The 15,841-nt window shown below is 65.1% G+C and carries 14 protein-coding genes; all 14 read left to right on the top strand.

Annotated features, from left to right (window positions below; all coding sequences use genetic code 11):
* Positions 1-7 precede the first annotated feature (7 nt).
* The 14 genes from leuB (at position 8) to ACFOKJ_RS04420 (ending at position 15,835) form a co-directional block, all read left to right on the top strand.
* On the top strand, positions 8-1,072 hold the full coding sequence (gene leuB, locus ACFOKJ_RS04485; RefSeq protein ID WP_390276922.1) for a 3-isopropylmalate dehydrogenase: 1,065 nt from the start codon (positions 8-10) through the stop codon (positions 1,070-1,072).
* Positions 1,073-1,359: 287 nt separating this feature from the next.
* Positions 1,360-2,466 (top strand): aspartate-semialdehyde dehydrogenase, encoded by a 1,107-nt coding sequence (gene asd, locus ACFOKJ_RS04480; protein ID WP_390276921.1) that lies wholly within the window; start codon positions 1,360-1,362, stop codon positions 2,464-2,466.
* A gap of 69 nt (positions 2,467-2,535) precedes the next feature.
* Complete coding sequence (locus tag ACFOKJ_RS04475; RefSeq protein WP_390276920.1) at positions 2,536-3,549, top strand: aspartate-semialdehyde dehydrogenase; 1,014 nt, start codon at positions 2,536-2,538, stop codon at positions 3,547-3,549.
* Between the two features lie 150 nt (positions 3,550-3,699).
* Positions 3,700-5,886, top strand: coding sequence for a FimV/HubP family polar landmark protein (locus tag ACFOKJ_RS04470; protein WP_390276919.1), 2,187 nt, complete (start codon positions 3,700-3,702; stop codon positions 5,884-5,886).
* A 68-nt stretch (positions 5,887-5,954) separates the two neighbouring features.
* The gene (locus tag ACFOKJ_RS04465) at positions 5,955-8,480 is read left to right on the top strand and encodes a type IV pilus assembly protein FimV (RefSeq protein ID WP_390276918.1); all 2,526 of its coding nucleotides are present in this window, start codon (positions 5,955-5,957) and stop codon (positions 8,478-8,480) included.
* Positions 8,480-9,106 (top strand): hypothetical protein, encoded by a 627-nt coding sequence (locus tag ACFOKJ_RS04460; protein WP_390276917.1) that lies wholly within the window; start codon positions 8,480-8,482, stop codon positions 9,104-9,106. The genes ACFOKJ_RS04465 and ACFOKJ_RS04460 overlap by 1 nt, the downstream gene beginning before the upstream one ends.
* Positions 9,103-9,891 carry a tRNA pseudouridine(38-40) synthase TruA gene (gene truA, locus ACFOKJ_RS04455; RefSeq protein ID WP_390276916.1) on the top strand — a complete coding sequence of 263 codons (789 nt, stop codon included), beginning with the start codon at positions 9,103-9,105 and terminating at the stop codon, positions 9,889-9,891. The genes ACFOKJ_RS04460 and truA overlap by 4 nt, the downstream gene beginning before the upstream one ends.
* Position 9,892: 1 nt before the next feature.
* The gene (locus ACFOKJ_RS04450; RefSeq protein WP_390276915.1) at positions 9,893-10,543 is read left to right on the top strand and encodes a phosphoribosylanthranilate isomerase; all 651 of its coding nucleotides are present in this window, start codon (positions 9,893-9,895) and stop codon (positions 10,541-10,543) included.
* A gap of 31 nt (positions 10,544-10,574) precedes the next feature.
* Positions 10,575-11,777: a tryptophan synthase subunit beta gene (gene trpB, locus ACFOKJ_RS04445; RefSeq protein ID WP_390276914.1), complete on the top strand. Its 1,203-nt coding sequence runs from the start codon at positions 10,575-10,577 to the stop codon at positions 11,775-11,777.
* Positions 11,778-11,864: 87 nt separating this feature from the next.
* Positions 11,865-12,659 carry a tryptophan synthase subunit alpha gene (trpA, locus tag ACFOKJ_RS04440; protein ID WP_390276913.1) on the top strand — a complete coding sequence of 265 codons (795 nt, stop codon included), beginning with the start codon at positions 11,865-11,867 and terminating at the stop codon, positions 12,657-12,659.
* 125 nt (positions 12,660-12,784) lie between these two features.
* On the top strand, positions 12,785-13,657 hold the full coding sequence (gene accD / locus ACFOKJ_RS04435) for an acetyl-CoA carboxylase, carboxyltransferase subunit beta (protein ID WP_390276912.1): 873 nt from the start codon (positions 12,785-12,787) through the stop codon (positions 13,655-13,657).
* Positions 13,658-13,859: 202 nt separating this feature from the next.
* Complete coding sequence (locus ACFOKJ_RS04430) at positions 13,860-14,042, top strand: hypothetical protein (protein ID WP_390276911.1); 183 nt, start codon at positions 13,860-13,862, stop codon at positions 14,040-14,042.
* 138 nt (positions 14,043-14,180) lie between these two features.
* Entirely contained in the window at positions 14,181-15,305 is a 1,125-nt protein-coding gene (locus ACFOKJ_RS04425; RefSeq protein ID WP_390276910.1) for a glycerate kinase, read from the top strand.
* Complete coding sequence (locus ACFOKJ_RS04420) at positions 15,299-15,835, top strand: macro domain-containing protein (protein WP_390276909.1); 537 nt, start codon at positions 15,299-15,301, stop codon at positions 15,833-15,835. Before ACFOKJ_RS04425 ends, ACFOKJ_RS04420 begins: the two co-directional genes overlap by 7 nt.
* Positions 15,836-15,841 lie beyond the last annotated feature (6 nt).

Raw genomic sequence — 15,841 nt, 5'->3', positions numbered from 1 at the left:
ACCAAACATGAAGATCGCAGTTCTGCCGGGTGACGGCATCGGTCCGGAAATCATTGCCCAGGCGCGTCGCGTGCTGGATGTGCTGCGCCAGGATGGCCTGCCTATCGAAATGGAAGAAGCGCCGCTGGGCGGCGCCGGCTACGACGCCTACGGCGTACCGTATCCGGAGTTCACCCAGAAGCTGTGCCGCGAGGCCGATGCCGTGCTGCTGGGCGCCGTGGGCGGCCCGCAGTACGACAAGCTGGATCGCCCGCTGCGCCCGGAGCGCGGCCTGCTGGCCATCCGCAAGGATCTGAACCTGTTCGCCAACCTGCGCCCGGCCATCCTGTACCCGGAGCTGGCCAATGCGTCCACGCTGAAGCCGGAAGTGGTGTCGGGCCTCGACATCATGATCGTGCGCGAACTGACCGGCGACATCTACTTTGGCCAGCCGCGCGGCATTGCGGTGAACGAGCTGGGCGAGCGCGAGGCGTTCAACACCATGCGCTACAGCGAAAGCGAGATCCGCCGCATCGCCCACGTGGCCTTCGGCATCGCCATGAAGCGCAATAAAAAGCTGTGCTCGGTGGACAAGGCCAACGTGCTGGAAACCACCGAGTTCTGGAAAGAAATCATGATCGACGTGGCGCGCGAGTACCCGCAGGTGGAGCTCAGCCACATGTACGTGGACAACGCCGCCATGCAGCTGGTGCGCAACCCCAAGCAGTTCGACGTGATGGTGACCGGCAACATCTTCGGCGACATCCTGTCCGACGAGGCTTCCATGCTTACCGGTTCCATTGGCATGCTGCCGTCGGCATCGCTGGACCAGAACAACAAGGGCCTGTACGAGCCTAGCCATGGTTCCGCCCCGGACATTGCCGGCAAGAACCTGGCCAATCCGCTGGCTACCATTCTTTCCGCCGCGATGATGCTGCGCTACACCTTCAACCAGGAAGCCGCCGCCGTGCGCGTGGAAGATGCGGTGAAGAAAGTGCTGGCCCAGGGCTACCGCACCGCCGACATTTTCGAGGCCGGCTGCGAGAAGGTGACCTGCTCCGGCATGGGCGATGCCGTGGTGGCTGCGCTGTAAGACTGCGCTCGTCCAGCTGCACCTGTTGTCAGCGGCTGTGGAATGCGGGTTTGCCTGGTGCGGACCTGCGCTTCCGCAGCCGTTTTGCGTTGGCGGGTGGAGTGTTTGCTGTATCGGTTCAGACGGCTGAAAACAGTGTTTTGATGCGTATTGGATAAAAATAATCAACCCCATTGTGCGGGCGGCTGTTGCCCTGCACAATGGGGTTGATCATCGAATAGAGCCGGCACGTCAACGGGCCGGCAGAACAGTTTCATATCACCCGACAGACATTCAGGAGAAGTATCGTGCGAGTAGGTTTTGTTGGCTGGCGTGGCATGGTTGGTTCCGTGCTGATGCAGCGCATGCGTGAAGAGAACGATTTTGCGGTTATCGACGAGCCGGTGTTTTTCACCACCTCCAACGTGGGCGGTGCTGCACCGGACGTTGGCCGTGATGTGCCGCCGCTGAAGGATGCGCGCAATATCGACGAACTCAAGGCGATGGACGCCATCGTTACCTGTCAGGGCGGCGATTACACCACCGAGGTGTACGCCAAGCTGCGCGACGCCGGCTGGAAAGGCTACTGGATCGATGCCGCTTCCACGCTGCGCATGGAAGACAACGCCATCATTGTGCTGGACCCGGTAAACCGCGACGTGATCGACGCGGGTCTCGCCAATGGCGTGAAGGATTTCATCGGCGGCAACTGCACCAACTCCATCATGCTGATGGGTATGGGCGGCCTGTTCCGTGCCGGTTTGGTGGAGTGGGTTTCCTCCATGACCTACCAGGCTGCTTCCGGCGGCGGTGCCAACCACATGCGTGAACTGCTGAAGGGCATGGGCGTGGTGCACGGCGCGGTGGCCGAAGAGCTGGCTACCCCGTCCTCCGCCATCCTGGATATCGATCGCAAGGTGGCTGCAGCCATCCGCGAAGACGTGCCGACCGAATTCTTCGGCGCCCCGCTGGCTGGCGGCCTGATCCCGTGGATCGACAAGCAGCTGGACAACGGCCAGTCCAAGGAAGAGTGGAAGGGCCAGGCCGAGGTGAACAAGATCCTGGGTACCGACGCCACCATTCCGGTAGACGGTCTGTGCGTACGTATCGGTGCCATGCGCTGTCACAGCCTGGCGCTGACCGTGAAGCTGAAGCGCGATCTGCCGCTGGACGAGATCGAATCCATCATCAAGTCCGGTAACGACTGGGTGAAGTGGGTGCCGAACGATCGCGAGATCTCGGTGAAAGAACTGACCCCGGCCGCCATTACCGGCAGCCTGCAGGTAGGCGTTGGCCGCGTGCGCAAGCTGAACATGGGTGGCGAGTACCTGTCGGCCTTCGTGATCGGCGACCAGCTGCTGTGGGGCGCGGCCGAACCGCTGCGTCGTATGTTGCGGATTCTGATTGAGCGTTAAAATACGCTTCAAGCTGTTTCCTTCAAGGGCGCCGGCGGCGCCCTTTCTGTTTTTCATCTGGAAAGAATTATGTCTGAAGCCATTCGTGTTGCCGTAGTGGGAGCCACCAACCTGGTCGGCCAGTCCGTGCTGGAACTGCTTGCCGAGCGCGAGTTGCCGATCGAGCGCGTGTACGCGCTGGATGTGGCGGAAAAAGAGGGCGAGAGCGCCTATTACGGCAACCTGGAGCTGGATGTGCTGGCCGTGGACGAATTCGACTTCGCCAATGCCGCGCTGGCCATTTTCGTGGCTGGCAGCGATATGTCGCGCCAGTACGTGCAGACCGCGCGTGCCGCCGGTTGCGCGGTAGTCGACTTCAGCGCGGTATACCGCCAGGCCGACGATGTGCCGCTGTACGCGCCGCTGATCAACGACAAGTTGCTGGATGATCTGGGCGAGGCGCCGCTGGTGTCGATTCCCAACTGTACGGCTACCCCGCTGGCGCAGGCCCTGTCCGCCATCAAGGCTGCGGGCCTGCAGCGCGTGACCGTTACCAGTTTCCAGTCAGTGTCCGGCAGTGGCCAGGCAGCGCTGGAAGAGCTGGCCAGCCAGACCACCGCGCTGTTCTCGCAGCGCGACGCCGAGATGGAGGTGTACCCCAAGCGTATCGCCTTCAACGTGCTGCCGCTGATCGGTGGCGTGGACGAGCAGGGTGTCAGCGAAGAAGAGCAGTCGGTGGAGCTGGAAGTGCGCAAGCTGCTGGCGCTGCCGGCGCTGGCCATCGAGGCCAGCTGCGTGCGCGTGCCGGTATTTTTCGGCCATGGCTGGGCGGTAAGCGTGGAAAGCGAGGATGCGCTGACGGCCGACAAGGCGCGTGAACTGTTCAAGGCCGCCGGCCTGCAGGTGGTGGATGACCCGGCTGGAGAGATGCCGTATGTCACCCCGCTGGAGGCCTCCGGCAACGAGGCGGTGTGGGTTAGCCGCGTGCGTCGCCAGGGCAAGTCGCTGCAGTTCTGGCTGGCTGCCGACAACATTCGCGCGGCAATCGCGCATAGCTGCGTGGTGACTGCCGCCGCATTGATGAAACGCGGCTATTTTGCCTGATGCGCTAAAACAGTTAGTATCAGGCGTTAACATTGTATGAAGTTTGACTTGTTGCATTGCGCGCTTGATAGTACAAGCAGCATGCACGTCCCTGTTGGCCGCATGGAGCCGCAGGGTGCAGATAATCACAGCGAAAGGTAATGCGACAAAATGCTGGCCAAGAAAAAAATCAGTTCGCTGCTGTTGGCTTTGCTGTTTTCCACTTCTGCCTGGGCTGGTTTGGGGGGCATCGCGGTACGCTCCAACCTGGGCGAAGCGCTGCGGGCCGAAATCGATCTGACCGGTAGCGGCAAGGGCGACGAGGAGGTGATCCGCGTCGGTCTGGCATCTATCGATACCTTTCGTGATCTGCAAGTCGACTATGCAGGCATTCTGAGCAGTCTGCGTTTCAATCTGGCCTATCGCGCCAATGGCCGTCCCTATATCCGCGTCAGCTCCACTGCGGCGATAAGCGAGCCGTTCCTGCGTTTCGTGGTGGAGGCGCGTGCGGCCAACGCGCGCTATGTGCGCGAATACACCGTGCTGCTGGACCCGGCAGAATACCCGAGCCGCGCCGATGAAATCAGTCGTGGCCAACCGGCTGCCACCGCGGCGCCGTTGCGTCGGCCTGCGCCGCCGGTGGTACGCCCGCGACCGCTGGCCAGTGACAATCTGCCAATTCCGCCCGCCTACCGCGCACCGCGCGGCAGCATCGTGGTGCAGCCGGGGCAGACCTTGTCCGGCATCGCTCGCAGCCTTGGTTTGGGAACCAGCCAGCGGCGTGCAATGGCCGCGCTGGTCAAGGCCAACCCGAAAGCATTCATCAACGGTAACCCGTCTTCCTTGCGGGCCGGCAGCACGCTGAAGGTTCCTGCCATGTCCGCGGTGCGCGCGCTGAGCGAGCCGCAGGTCAGCGATATTCTGGCCGGCCGTGCCAGCATGGCGGGTGCGCCTGCCGCGCCGCAGGCCGCTGCGCCGTTGCCGCAGGCTACGCCGAAACCGGCGGTACCCGCGCCGGCGGCCACGCAACCGCCAACGGTAGCTTCGGCTCCTGCCACACTAGCGCCGAACGCTACGCCGGTATTGAAGCTGGAGGCACCGGAAGCTTCTGCTTCCGCCACCGACCAGGCGCTGCAGAGTGCGCAGCGTAAGATCGACGAGCTGGAAAAGCAGCTGAAGGCACTGCAGGCAGCGGCCTCCGCCGCCAAGGCCGCGCCGCCAGCCGCCGAACCGCAGCAGGAAGAGGGCGGCTCGCTGCTGGACAGCGTATTCGACAATCTGCCGCTGATTGCAGGCGGCAGCGCCGCCATTCTGCTGCTGTCGGCAGCCGTGGTGTTCCTGCGCCGCCGACGTGGCAATACCAGCACGCTGGCTTCCGCCACTACCATCAACATGCCGCTGCATGACGCCGGTCTCTCATCTGAGACTGGCAGCGGCGACAGTGCTTTCCTGGCCGACTTCACCCGCACCAGCATGAACACGGTGGATACCGTGGAGGTAGACCCGGTGGCCGAGGCCGAGGTGTACCTGGCCTATGGTCGGGATCAACAGGCCGAGGATATCCTGCGCGACGCCCTGAGCAAGGACCCTACCCGCCACGAAGCACGCTTGAAGCTGATGGAAATCTACGCCTCGCGTCAGGATCGTGGCGCGCTGGAAACCCACGCGCAGGAGCTGCAGGCGGTTACCGGTGGCCAGGGCAGTGTCTGGGCGAAGGCAGCCGGACTTGGCCGCTCCATCGACCCGGATAATCCGCTGTATGCCGATCAGCAAGCTGCGGCTGGCGCGCCGGCCGCTGTCGAGGTGGTGGCGGTGCCTGATACCGCGCTGGACCTGGACAAGGAGCTGATGGGGGATATCGCTGCTGAGGCCCCGGCAGCTGCGGCGCCTGTCGAGCCAGAAGCGGCACCGCCGGCGGCCCAGCCCGCAGTCGCCGACGAACTGGACATGGATGCGCTGCTGAACCCGGCGCCGGCAGCCGCCCCGGCCGCTCCGCTGCCTCCGCCCGAGCCGGACAATAGTCATATGCTGGACTTTGACTTCAATCTGGATAGCGTGGCCGCCACTGATGCCGGGGAGCCGGAGCCGGCAGTGGCCGAGCCGGATGCGCTGGAAACCTTCGACTTTGACATGAGCAGCCTGGAGGCGCCGGCCGCCGCGCCTGCTCCTGCTGCCGAGGCGGTATCCACCGCCGGCCTGGATGTCAGCGACGACCCGCTGTCCACCAAGCTCGACCTGGCCCGCGTCTATCTGGACATGGGCGACAAGGAAGGCGCCCGTGAGGTGCTGGAAGAGCTGGTAAAAGAGGCACAGGGCAGCCTGAAGGCCGAGGCGGAAGCCCTGCTGGATAGCCTGTAAGCCTGTTGCGGCGGCATGGTGCAAGTCATGCCGCCGTTTTGCGTAGAGATGTCATAGGGGATGGTGGGGTGCGACTGAAGGCGCTATCTATTGCGCTGGCGCTGGGCATGCTGGCGCCACTGGCTCATGCCGGGCTGGGCGAGATCCGGGTATTGTCGGCGGCTGGCGAGCCGTTTCTGGCCGAAATCCCGGTGCTGGAAGAGCCCGGCATGCTGGCACCCTATGCCTCGCTGGCATCCACGCAGCAATATCCCTTTCTCGACAGCTATACCGCCCGGGCATTCCAGCTCAAGATCCTGACTGTCGAGGAACAGCCCGGCCGCTACGTGATTCGCGTCATGGGGCCGGTGATGTCGGCGGATGAGGCATTGGACTTCGCGCTGGAGCTGGCCTGGGCCGCCGGACGCGAAGTCCGCGCCTACCATGCCGCCCCTCGTGCCGAGAGTCAGACGGCAAGCCAGTCACCAGAGAGCCGGGCCAGTGTTGCTGCGGTATCGCCCGACAGTATGCTGGCATTCGGCGAAGCCCAGCTGCTGTCACGCCATGGCGAACCGCTGCTGGCGGAAATTCCCCTGCACGGTGAATGGCCGGAGGCGCTTGCCGATGGCGACTTCCTGTTTCGCCGCACTACCGCTACACCGGAAGGGCTAGTGGCGGTGCAATACCACCACAGCGCGCAGCGCCGCTGGCTGACACTGCAAGGCCTGTTGCCACTGCAGGGCGACGAACTGGTGTTTGTGCTGGAAACCCGCGCCCGCGGCATGCTGGTGGCGCGAAGCTACCGGCTGCCGCTGCGTCAGGCTGCGGGCCAGGCCGTGGTGGCGCGTCAGCCGGGGCTGAAGAACCACGCGGCACTGTACCGGGTGCAGGCGGGAGATACCCTGTCCAGCCTGGTGCATGGCATGGTACGTGGCCTGGCGCAGCGCAATCAGCTGGCGCTACAGATCGTGCGGGACAACCCGCATGCCTTTGTCGATGGCAACCCCAACCACCTGCTGGCTGGCGCCTTGCTGCAATTGCCGCAGCGTCCGGCGACGCGTTCCGTGGCGCATGGCGGCAAGGCGAAACCTGCGCCAGTGCAGGTCGTGGCCAAGCCGGTGCAGGTGCCTCCGGCACAAGTTGCTCCCGCGGCACCGGTGGCTGCGCCCGCGCAAGCCAGTGCGCCGCTTGCCGCCACGGCGAGCGCCGAGGAAGAGCGACAGCGTATCCAGCGCCTGCATGCCGCACAGCAGCGTATCAACAAGCTGGAGCAGGAAATCCAGCGCATTGCCGACAGCCAGCACAGCGTGGCTAGCGCGCCGCAGCCGGAGCCTAACGCGCAGCACGACAGCGACCTGATGGCGGTGCTGGATGACTGGGTGCTTACCGGCGTGGGTGGCGCTTCGGTTTTGAGCCTGCTGGCCTGGGCATTGTGGCGGCGTCGCCGCCAGCACGGTCAGGATGCTGAGCAGGAGCAGCTGCGCGCCGAGCAGGCCGCCGCCGCCGAGGCGCTGAAGCAGCGCACCAGCGAAGCTTTGCTGCCTGTGGATGTACCTTCCGAGGCGATCGAAGTTACCGAGTTGCCTGCAAGCGAGCCGCCCGCAACGCCTGAAATTGCCACCACTGTGGCCGACGACAGCCAGATGCTGATGCTGGACCTGCCGGCCGAGCCAGCGCCGGACAGCATGGCACCAGTGTTGGCCGCAGCGGACATCGAACCGGCCGCCGAGGCGGAGCCGGATGCTGCGGCGCAGGTCGAGCCCGAACCCAATCCCGATCCCGCGCCTGCGGTGCAGACCGAGCCGCCATTGGCAGCAGAGCCTGACATGGTTGCACCGCCGCTGGTTGCAGCCCTACCGGAAGAGGGCGCCGGAGCAGCGGCTCTGCCGGAAGCCGAGCTTGCGATGGCCGCTGCCGATGTGCCGCTGCCACTGGATATGCCGCCGCCGGAACCGCCGGCTGCAGTCGCTGCACCCTCCGAGACGGTAGAGGTGGACGAGGTGCTGGCCGAGGCGGATGTGCACCTGCTGTACGATCATCGCGACGAGGCGATACAGGTGCTGCGCAGTGCCCTGCAGCGTGCGCCGCAGGCTGAGCCATTGCGCCACCGCTTGTTGCAGTTGCTGGCCGACGATGGCGATCGCGCCGCATTCGAGGCAGAAGCGCTGGATGCCCTGGCCAGTGGCGGTGCCAATGGCCCGCTGTGGGGCAGGGTGCTACAGCTGGGGCGCAGCATCGATCCCACCAATCCGCTGTACGGCGCACCGGCCACGGTCGCCGCGGTCGCGGCCCCCGGGCCGGCTGCCAGCCAGGTAGAGAGCGCCGTGTCCGCCATCGCCGAGGAGCCGCCGGTCGTGCCAGCGACCGTCAGTGCAGCCCCGTCGCCAGTGGCTGCCAGTGCAGCCCCGCCGTCTGCGGCTGCCAGTGCAGCGCCAGCGGCAGTGACGCCAGCACGGGAAGCGCCGCGGCAGGTGCGGCGGGTGGCCGCCAATCAGCCGGTCGCCGTGGCCGAGCTGGCGGAAAACGATGCCGAAACTGCCGCGCTGGCGCAGCTGTATCGTGAGATGGGCGATACCGAAATGGCCGATGCCTTGCTGAAAGGTAGCGGCAACTGATGCCGCGTGCTGCCGGCCTTCATCCCTTCAGCTGTTGCCTTGCTGCTTTCATCCTGGCCCTGTATCTGTCCCGCCAGCCCTTGTCGGTAGTTTCCACCATGCTGGCACTGGCGGTGTTGTGGCAGTCGGCGCGTCGCCAGCTGTGGCTGGCATTGCGGCGCATGCGCTGGTTGCTGCTGGCCATGCTGGGGCTGTCGGCGTGGTCGCTGCCGGGGGCGCCGTTATGGCCATCTGCTTATGCGCCCAGTGTGCCTGGCTTGCTGGCTGGTGCGCAGCAGGCGCTCGGCGTGCTGCTGCTGGCCTTGTTGGCGCGCGGGCTGTGGCTGTGGCAGGGGCAGCAGGGCATGTTGGCCGCAAGCCTGCCGCTGGATGCGCTGCTGGCGCGTGTGGGCATGCCGCGCGGCCGGCTTGCCTTGCGGCTCACCCTCACTTTGCAATATGCCAACCATCTGCTGGAGCAGCCACGCCAACCGCGGCTGACCGAGCTGGCAAGCTATCTGCAGGCGCCGCCGATGGCACAAGCCGGCTCCGATAAGGTACAGTTGCCTCTTTATCCATGGACAAAACGGGATGGCGCGCTGCTGGCGGCCCTCCTGATGGCGGTAGTAATGAAAGTCGTAGCATGAGGATTGCGCTGGGTCTGGAATACGACGGGCGCGCATTTGCCGGCTGGCAGAGCCAGCCGCATGGCAATACCGTACAGGACAGGCTGAACCGGGCGATATCCACCATCGCCGGCCAGCCTACCGTCACCGTGGCGGCAGGCCGCACCGATGCCGGTGTGCATGCGCTGCAGCAGGTGGTGCATTTCGACACCGAGGCGCAGCGGCCGCTGAATGCCTGGGTGCGCGGCGTCAACGCGCATCTGCCGGACAGCGTGGCGGTGACCTGGGCGCGCGAAGTGCCAGAGACCTTCCACGCCCGTTTCTCGGCGTTTTCCCGTTCCTACCGTTACCTGCTGCTCACCGACCCGGTGCGACCGGCGCTGACTGCCGGCCGCATCGGTTGGTATCACCAGCCACTGGACGTGGCCGCCATGCGCGCCGCCGCACAGTGTCTGCTCGGGCAGCATGATTTTTCCAGCTTCCGTGCCAGCGAGTGCCAGGCCAAGTCGCCGCTGAAACACCTGCAGCAACTGGAAATCCGCGAGGCGGATGGTGTGATCAGCTTCGATCTGCTGGCCGATGCCTTCTTGCACCACATGGTGCGCAATCTGGTGGGGGCGCTGCTGTACGTCGGCAAGGGCAGCCTGGATGCAGCCGGTCTGCAGGCGCTGTTGGCCGCACGCGACCGCCGGCTGGCACCGCCCACCTTCATGCCGGATGGCCTGTACCTGACCGGGGTGGGCTACCCGCCGGAATTCGATGTGCCGTCGCACGCCGCGCCAGCGCGGCTGACGCTGTGGAGATGACATGAGCGCGCGTATCAAGATTTGCGGTTTCACCCGCCCGGAAGACGCGCTGGCTGCGGCCAGGCTTGGTGCCGACGCCATCGGCCTGGTGTTCTATGCGCCGAGCCCGCGGCACGTGAGCATTGCCCAGGCGCAGGCCATCATTGCCGCGCTGCCACCGTTCGTCAGCGTGGTGGCGTTGTTCGTCAACGCCAGCCGCGAGGAAGTGGAAAACGTGCTGGCGCACTGCGCCATCGACATCCTGCAGTTCCACGGCGAGGAAAGCCCGGAATTCTGCCGCAGTTTCCAGCGCCCTTATCTGAAAGCGGTGCGCGTACAGCCTGGGACCGACCTCATGGCGCTGGCGGCGCAGTATCATGATGCCCGCGGCCTGCTGACCGACGCCTTCGTGGAAGGCGCGCACGGCGGTACCGGCAAGACTTTCGACTGGACGCTGATTCCGCCGCAGCTGCCACTGCCGCTGGTCCTGTCCGGCGGGCTGGACGAACACAATGTGGCCGCTGCAGTCGCACGTGTCAGCCCCGCCGCAGTGGATGTTTCCAGCGGCGTGGAAAGCGGCAAGGGCATCAAGAGCCCGCAGCGCATGGCCAGTTTTATCGCCGCGGTACGCGCGGCACAGAATGACGTATCGATATCAATGAGGCCGGTGTAAGCCGGCACACACCCACTATCAGGAGCATGCCATGAGCCAATACGACTTCCCCGATGCACGCGGCCACTACGGCCCGTACGGTGGTGTCTACGTTGCCGAGACCTTGATGGCTGCCTTGGACGAGCTGAAAGCCGAGTACGCCCGTGCCAAGGCAGATCCGGCCTTCTGGCAGGAATTCCATTACGAGCTGAAACACTTTGTCGGCCGCCCCAGCCCCATCTACCACGCCAAGCGCTGGTCCGAGCTGCTGGGTGGCGCGCAGGTGTTCCTCAAGCGCGAAGACCTCAACCATACCGGCGCGCACAAGATCAACAACGCCATCGGCCAGGCCTTGCTGGCACGCCGCATGGGCAAGAAGCGTGTGATTGCCGAAACCGGCGCCGGTCAGCATGGCGTGGCTACCGCCACCGTGGCAGCGCGCTATGGCATGGAGTGTGTGGTGTACATGGGGGCGGAGGACATCAAGCGCCAGGCGCCCAACGTGTTCCGCATGAAGCTGCTGGGCGCTACCGTGGTACCGGTGGAATCCGGCTCCAAGACGCTGAAGGATGCCCTGAACGAAGCGATGCGCGACTGGGTAACCAATATCGACAGCACCTTCTACATCCTGGGCACCGCTGCCGGCCCGCACCCGTACCCGATGCTGGTGCGTGACTTCGTGTCGGTGATCGGCGAGGAAGCCAAGGTGCAGATGCCGGAAATCCTCGGCCGCCAGCCGGATGTGGTGATGGCCTGCGTGGGTGGCGGTTCCAACGCCATCGGCACCTTCTACCCGTATCTCGACGTGCCGGGCGTGCGCCTGCTGGGCGTGGAGCCGGCCGGCGACGGCCTGGAAACTGGTCGCCACGCCGCGCCGCTGGCCTCCAATGCGCCGGTTGGCGTACTGCACGGTTCGCGCAGCTACCTGATGCAGGATACCGATGGCCAGGTTGTCGAAACCCATTCCATCTCCGCTGGCCTGGATTACCCGGGGGTAGGTCCGGAGCATTCCTGGTTGAAAGACAGCGGCCGCGCCGACTACGTGGCGGTAACCGACCAGGAGGCCCTGGCCGCGTTCCACGACTGCTGCCGTCTGGAAGGCATCATCCCGGCACTGGAATCCAGCCATGCGCTGGCGCAGGCGGTAAAACTGGCGCCCACCATGGCGAAGGACAAGGCCATTCTGGTAACGCTGTCCGGCCGTGGCGACAAGGACATCAACACCGTTGCCGGCCTGATGGGGCTGACACTGTAAGCATCCAGGGGGTGGCCGCATGCGGCCAAGCCCTGGCAATTTCATACGCGGGCCGCGTGCAACGCCGGCCCAGCAAGGAAACCTGCCATGAACCGTATTGCTGCAACCTTTGCCCGCCTGAAGGCCACCGGCGAAAAAGCGCTGATTCCCTTCATTACCGCTGGTGACCCGCACCCGAACCTCACCGTGGATCTGATGCACGGCCTGGTGGACGGCGGCGCCGACATCATCGAACTGGGCATTCCGTTCTCCGACCCGATGGCCGACGGCCCGGTGATCCAGCGCGCCAGCGAGCGCGCACTGCTACACAAGGTGAGCCTGCGTGACGTGCTGGAAATGGTGAAAACCTTCCGCCAGCGCAACCAGTCCACTCCGGTGGTGCTGATGGGCTACCTCAACCCGGTGCATGTCCTTGGCTACTCGCAGTTTGCCCAGCAGGCTGCTGCTGCCGGTGTGGATGGCGTGCTGACCGTGGACTGCCCGCCGGAAGAGGCTGGCGAACTGTCCGCCGCGCTCACTGCCGCCGGGCTGGATCCGGTGTTCCTGATCGCCCCCACCACCCCGGAAGCGCGGGTGCGTGAAATTGCCCGTCACGCCCAGGGCTATGTCTACTATGTGTCATTAAAAGGCGTTACCGGCGCAGGAAATCTGGACATTGCCGACGTAGCGCGTAAAATTGCCGCCCTCAGACAATTTATCGAGGTACCGATCGGCGTCGGCTTCGGCATTCGCGATGCCGAGACCACCCGCGCTATCGCCGGCACCGCCGACGCGGTAGTGGTGGGCAGCCGTCTGGTACAGGAAATCGAGGCGGCTACACCAGAAACTGCCAGAGAGCAGTTGACCCGTCTGGTGGCCACATTGAAGGCCGCCACCCGTTAAGGCCGGTTTGCGTTCATGGCGTACAGCAGAGCGCAAACAGGATCTTAGGATAACGCTGGACACCCGTGCCAGTAGCACTGCGGCCAACGCCAGGTTGGCCGCAGTATTTGATTCAAGGAGTCAGCATGAGCTGGTTGAACAAACTCCTGCCGCCGAAAATCAAGCGCGAAACCCGCACTGTGAAATCGTCGGCGGTACCGGAGGGGCTGTGGAGCAAGTGCCCGGCCTGCGAGGCGGTGCTGTATCACACCGACCTCCAAAACAACCTGCAGGTCTGCCCCAAGTGTGGCCATCATCACGCCATCGATGCGCGCGCGCGCATCGACATGCTGCTGGATGAGGAAGGCCGCCGCGAGATCGGCGCCGACGTCAAGCCGGTGGATATTCTGAAGTTCAAGGACAGCAAGCGCTATCCGGACCGCCTGACCGCCGCGCAAGGCAGCACCGGCGAGGATGACGCGCTGGTGGTGATGCAGGGCAGCATCCACAACCTGCCGGCCGTAGTGGCCGCCTTCGAGTTCCGCTTCATCGGCGGCTCGATGGGCTCGGTAGTGGGCGAGCGTTTCGTGCGCGGCGTGCAAGCCGCGGTGGAAGCGCGCGCGCCGTTCATCTGCGTGGCCGCCTCCGGAGGCGCGCGCATGCAGGAGGGCCTGAACTCGCTGATGCAGATGGCCAAGACCTCGGCCGCGCTGCAACTGCTGAGCGACTACCAGCTGCCGTTCATCTCCATTCTCACCGACCCGACCATGGGCGGCGTTTCCGCCTCCTTCGCCTTCCTGGGCGACGTGGTGATCGGCGAGCCGGGCGCACTGATCGGCTTTGCCGGCCCGCGCGTGATCGAGCAGACCGTGCGCGAAACCCTGCCGGAAGGCTTCCAGCGTTCCGAGTTCCTGATGGAAAAGGGTGCCATCGACATGATCGTCGATCGTCGCGAGCTGAAAGAGCGCGTCGCCACCTTGCTGGCCATGCTGCAGAAGGAGCCGCCGGTAGCCGCCTGAGCCACCGACAGCTGCCGGCTTTCGGCCTGCTGACAAAGCCCTTGCGTGTACGCGCAAGGGCTTTGTCATGTCTGCGTGCAGGGGGCGCGCATACGCTGTCCCGGCTGTTTATGTCGCACCGCACAAAGCCAATGTCCTGTTTCTGAACGCCAACTCGGCTCTGCTGCCGGATAATGTATACACATCAAGCAAGGAGCAGATCATGCAAAACCTGTTGGCCCTGGTACTGCTGTATTTTCTGGTACTGCCGCTGCTGGGCGGCGTGCTGGCCTTTTTCGCCGGTGCGGTACGTGCACGCCTGAGCGATCGACGCAAGGCACTGGCCGGCTGGCACCCGCTCAACCCGTACTACGCACTATCGCCATACCATTTCGGCAAGCGCTGAAGCCTGACGCGCCTTACACTGTAGCCCCGCCAATGCGGGGCTTTTGTGTTTGGGGGCCTTGCGCCGTGCTTGCCCGGCAAGCTGGGTGTTTCGATGCCCCTATTTGTGGCCAAGCCTGCAGTGGCCAAAGGAGGGCGCATGAGGTGCGTACTGGCACCGGATTCATTCAAGGGCAGCCTGGCAGCTGCCGAGGTGGCGGCAGCCATCGGCCGTGGCCTGCAGCGGGTGCTGCCGGATATCGCGTTGGATATCTGCCCGATGGCGGATGGAGGCGAGGGGACATTGCTGGCCTTGGCCAGCGCCGGCTGCGGCCAACTGCGTACCGCCACGGTGCACGATGCCGAGGGCCGCTTGCGCCCGGTGCAGTGGCTGCAGGGCGCTGAGCTGGCGGTACTGGAAGTGGCGCAGGTGGTGGGTCTGCCGGATGTCGGCGCCAGCCTGCTTGCCGAACGCCACAGCGGTGGCGTGGGCGAGCTGCTGCGCCAGATGCTGGATGCCGGCTGTCGGCGCATCGCGGTCGCGCTGGGTGGCTCCAGTACCAACGATGGCGGCGCTGGCCTGCTAGCGGCGCTGGGTGGACGCTGGCTGGCGGCGGACGGCAGCCAGCTGCCGCCTTTGCCGGCAAGTTGGCCGCCGGCAGTCTACTTTGATGAGAGCGGGCTCGACCCGCGGCTGGCTGGCGTGCAGCTGGAAGTGTGGTCCGATGTCGGCAACCCCTTGTGTGGCCCGCAGGGTGCCAGCGCCGTGTTCGGCCCGCAGAAGGGTTTGCTGGCGCAAGACCTGCCGCGCTTCGATGCCGCGTTACAGAGTCTGGCTTGTGCGCTGTTGCGGCAAAAGCCTGGGCTGCCGCCGCAGGTGGCCGGTGGTGGCGCTGCGGGAGGCATGGGCTTTGCGTTGCAGTGGCTGGGCGCGCGCCAGCAGTCCGGTGCTGCCGCGCTGGCGGCGGCAAATGGTCTGGCGGCACGCATTGCCACTGCCGACTGGGTGATCACCGGCGAAGGGCGCAGCGATAGCCAGACCCTGCACGGCAAGGCGCCGGCACTGGTTGCACAGCGGGCACGCGAGCATGGCGTGGCGGTGAGCCTGCTGTCTGGCGCGGTGGAGGGTAGTGCCGCGCTGAGCGAGGCGTTTGACGGCTGTTTTTCGCTTTGCCCCGGCCCGGCATCGCTGGCCGATGCCATGCAACAGGCAGCGCCTTGGCTGGAACAGGCGGCGGAACAAATGCTGCGGCTAAGGTTGGCCGCAAGGAGGCAGGCATGCTGACACGCAAGCACGGCGTCACCATCGAACTGTGGCGTGGCGATATCACCCGGCTGGAAGTCGATGCCATCGTCAACGCGGCCAACAACGGCTTGCGCGGCGGCGGCGGTGTCGATGGCGCCATTCACCGCGCCGCCGGGCCCGAGCTGCTGCAGGCCTGCATGCTGATCGGGCATTGCCCTACCGGCGACGTGCGGGTGACGCCCGGCTTCAAGCTGCCGTGCCGTTATGTCTTTCATACTGTAGGGCCGGTGTGGCGCGGTGGGGATGAAGGCGAGGGCGAGCTGCTGGCCAGCTGTTACCGCCGCAGCCTGGATACGGCTGCAGAGAAAGGCGTGAAAAGCCTGGCGTTTTCCGCCATCAGCTGCGGGGTATATGGCTACCCGGTATTGTCCGCCATGCATATCGCCTGGCAGCAGATCACCGACTGGCTGGAAGCGCCGCCGCCGCACCAGCTGCAGCGCATTGTGCTGGTAGCCTACGACGATGCCGTGTGGCAGGCCGGCTGTCGGGTAATGCCCGGCATCAGCTGATGCTCA

Source organism: Vogesella amnigena (assembly GCF_042648905.1).
In the GTDB taxonomy this organism is placed as follows: domain Bacteria; phylum Pseudomonadota; class Gammaproteobacteria; order Burkholderiales; family Chromobacteriaceae; genus Vogesella; species Vogesella amnigena.
Note: the sequence above shows the minus strand (reverse complement) of the source record. Positions and strands in the feature narration are given on the sequence as shown.

Coding starts and splice junctions, on each gene's coding strand:
- leuB (WP_390276922.1), top strand. CDS start 8: ATGAAGATCGCAGTTCTGCCGGGTGACGGCATCGGTCCGGAAATCATT.
- ACFOKJ_RS04475 (WP_390276920.1), top strand. CDS start 2,536: ATGTCTGAAGCCATTCGTGTTGCCGTAGTGGGAGCCACCAACCTGGTC.
- ACFOKJ_RS04470 (WP_390276919.1), top strand. CDS start 3,700: ATGCTGGCCAAGAAAAAAATCAGTTCGCTGCTGTTGGCTTTGCTGTTT.
- ACFOKJ_RS04460 (WP_390276917.1), top strand. CDS start 8,480: ATGCCGCGTGCTGCCGGCCTTCATCCCTTCAGCTGTTGCCTTGCTGCT.
- truA (WP_390276916.1), top strand. CDS start 9,103: ATGAGGATTGCGCTGGGTCTGGAATACGACGGGCGCGCATTTGCCGGC.
- ACFOKJ_RS04450 (WP_390276915.1), top strand. CDS start 9,893: ATGAGCGCGCGTATCAAGATTTGCGGTTTCACCCGCCCGGAAGACGCG.
- trpB (WP_390276914.1), top strand. CDS start 10,575: ATGAGCCAATACGACTTCCCCGATGCACGCGGCCACTACGGCCCGTAC.
- trpA (WP_390276913.1), top strand. CDS start 11,865: ATGAACCGTATTGCTGCAACCTTTGCCCGCCTGAAGGCCACCGGCGAA.
- accD (WP_390276912.1), top strand. CDS start 12,785: ATGAGCTGGTTGAACAAACTCCTGCCGCCGAAAATCAAGCGCGAAACC.
- ACFOKJ_RS04430 (WP_390276911.1), top strand. CDS start 13,860: ATGCAAAACCTGTTGGCCCTGGTACTGCTGTATTTTCTGGTACTGCCG.
- ACFOKJ_RS04425 (WP_390276910.1), top strand. CDS start 14,181: ATGAGGTGCGTACTGGCACCGGATTCATTCAAGGGCAGCCTGGCAGCT.
- ACFOKJ_RS04420 (WP_390276909.1), top strand. CDS start 15,299: ATGCTGACACGCAAGCACGGCGTCACCATCGAACTGTGGCGTGGCGAT.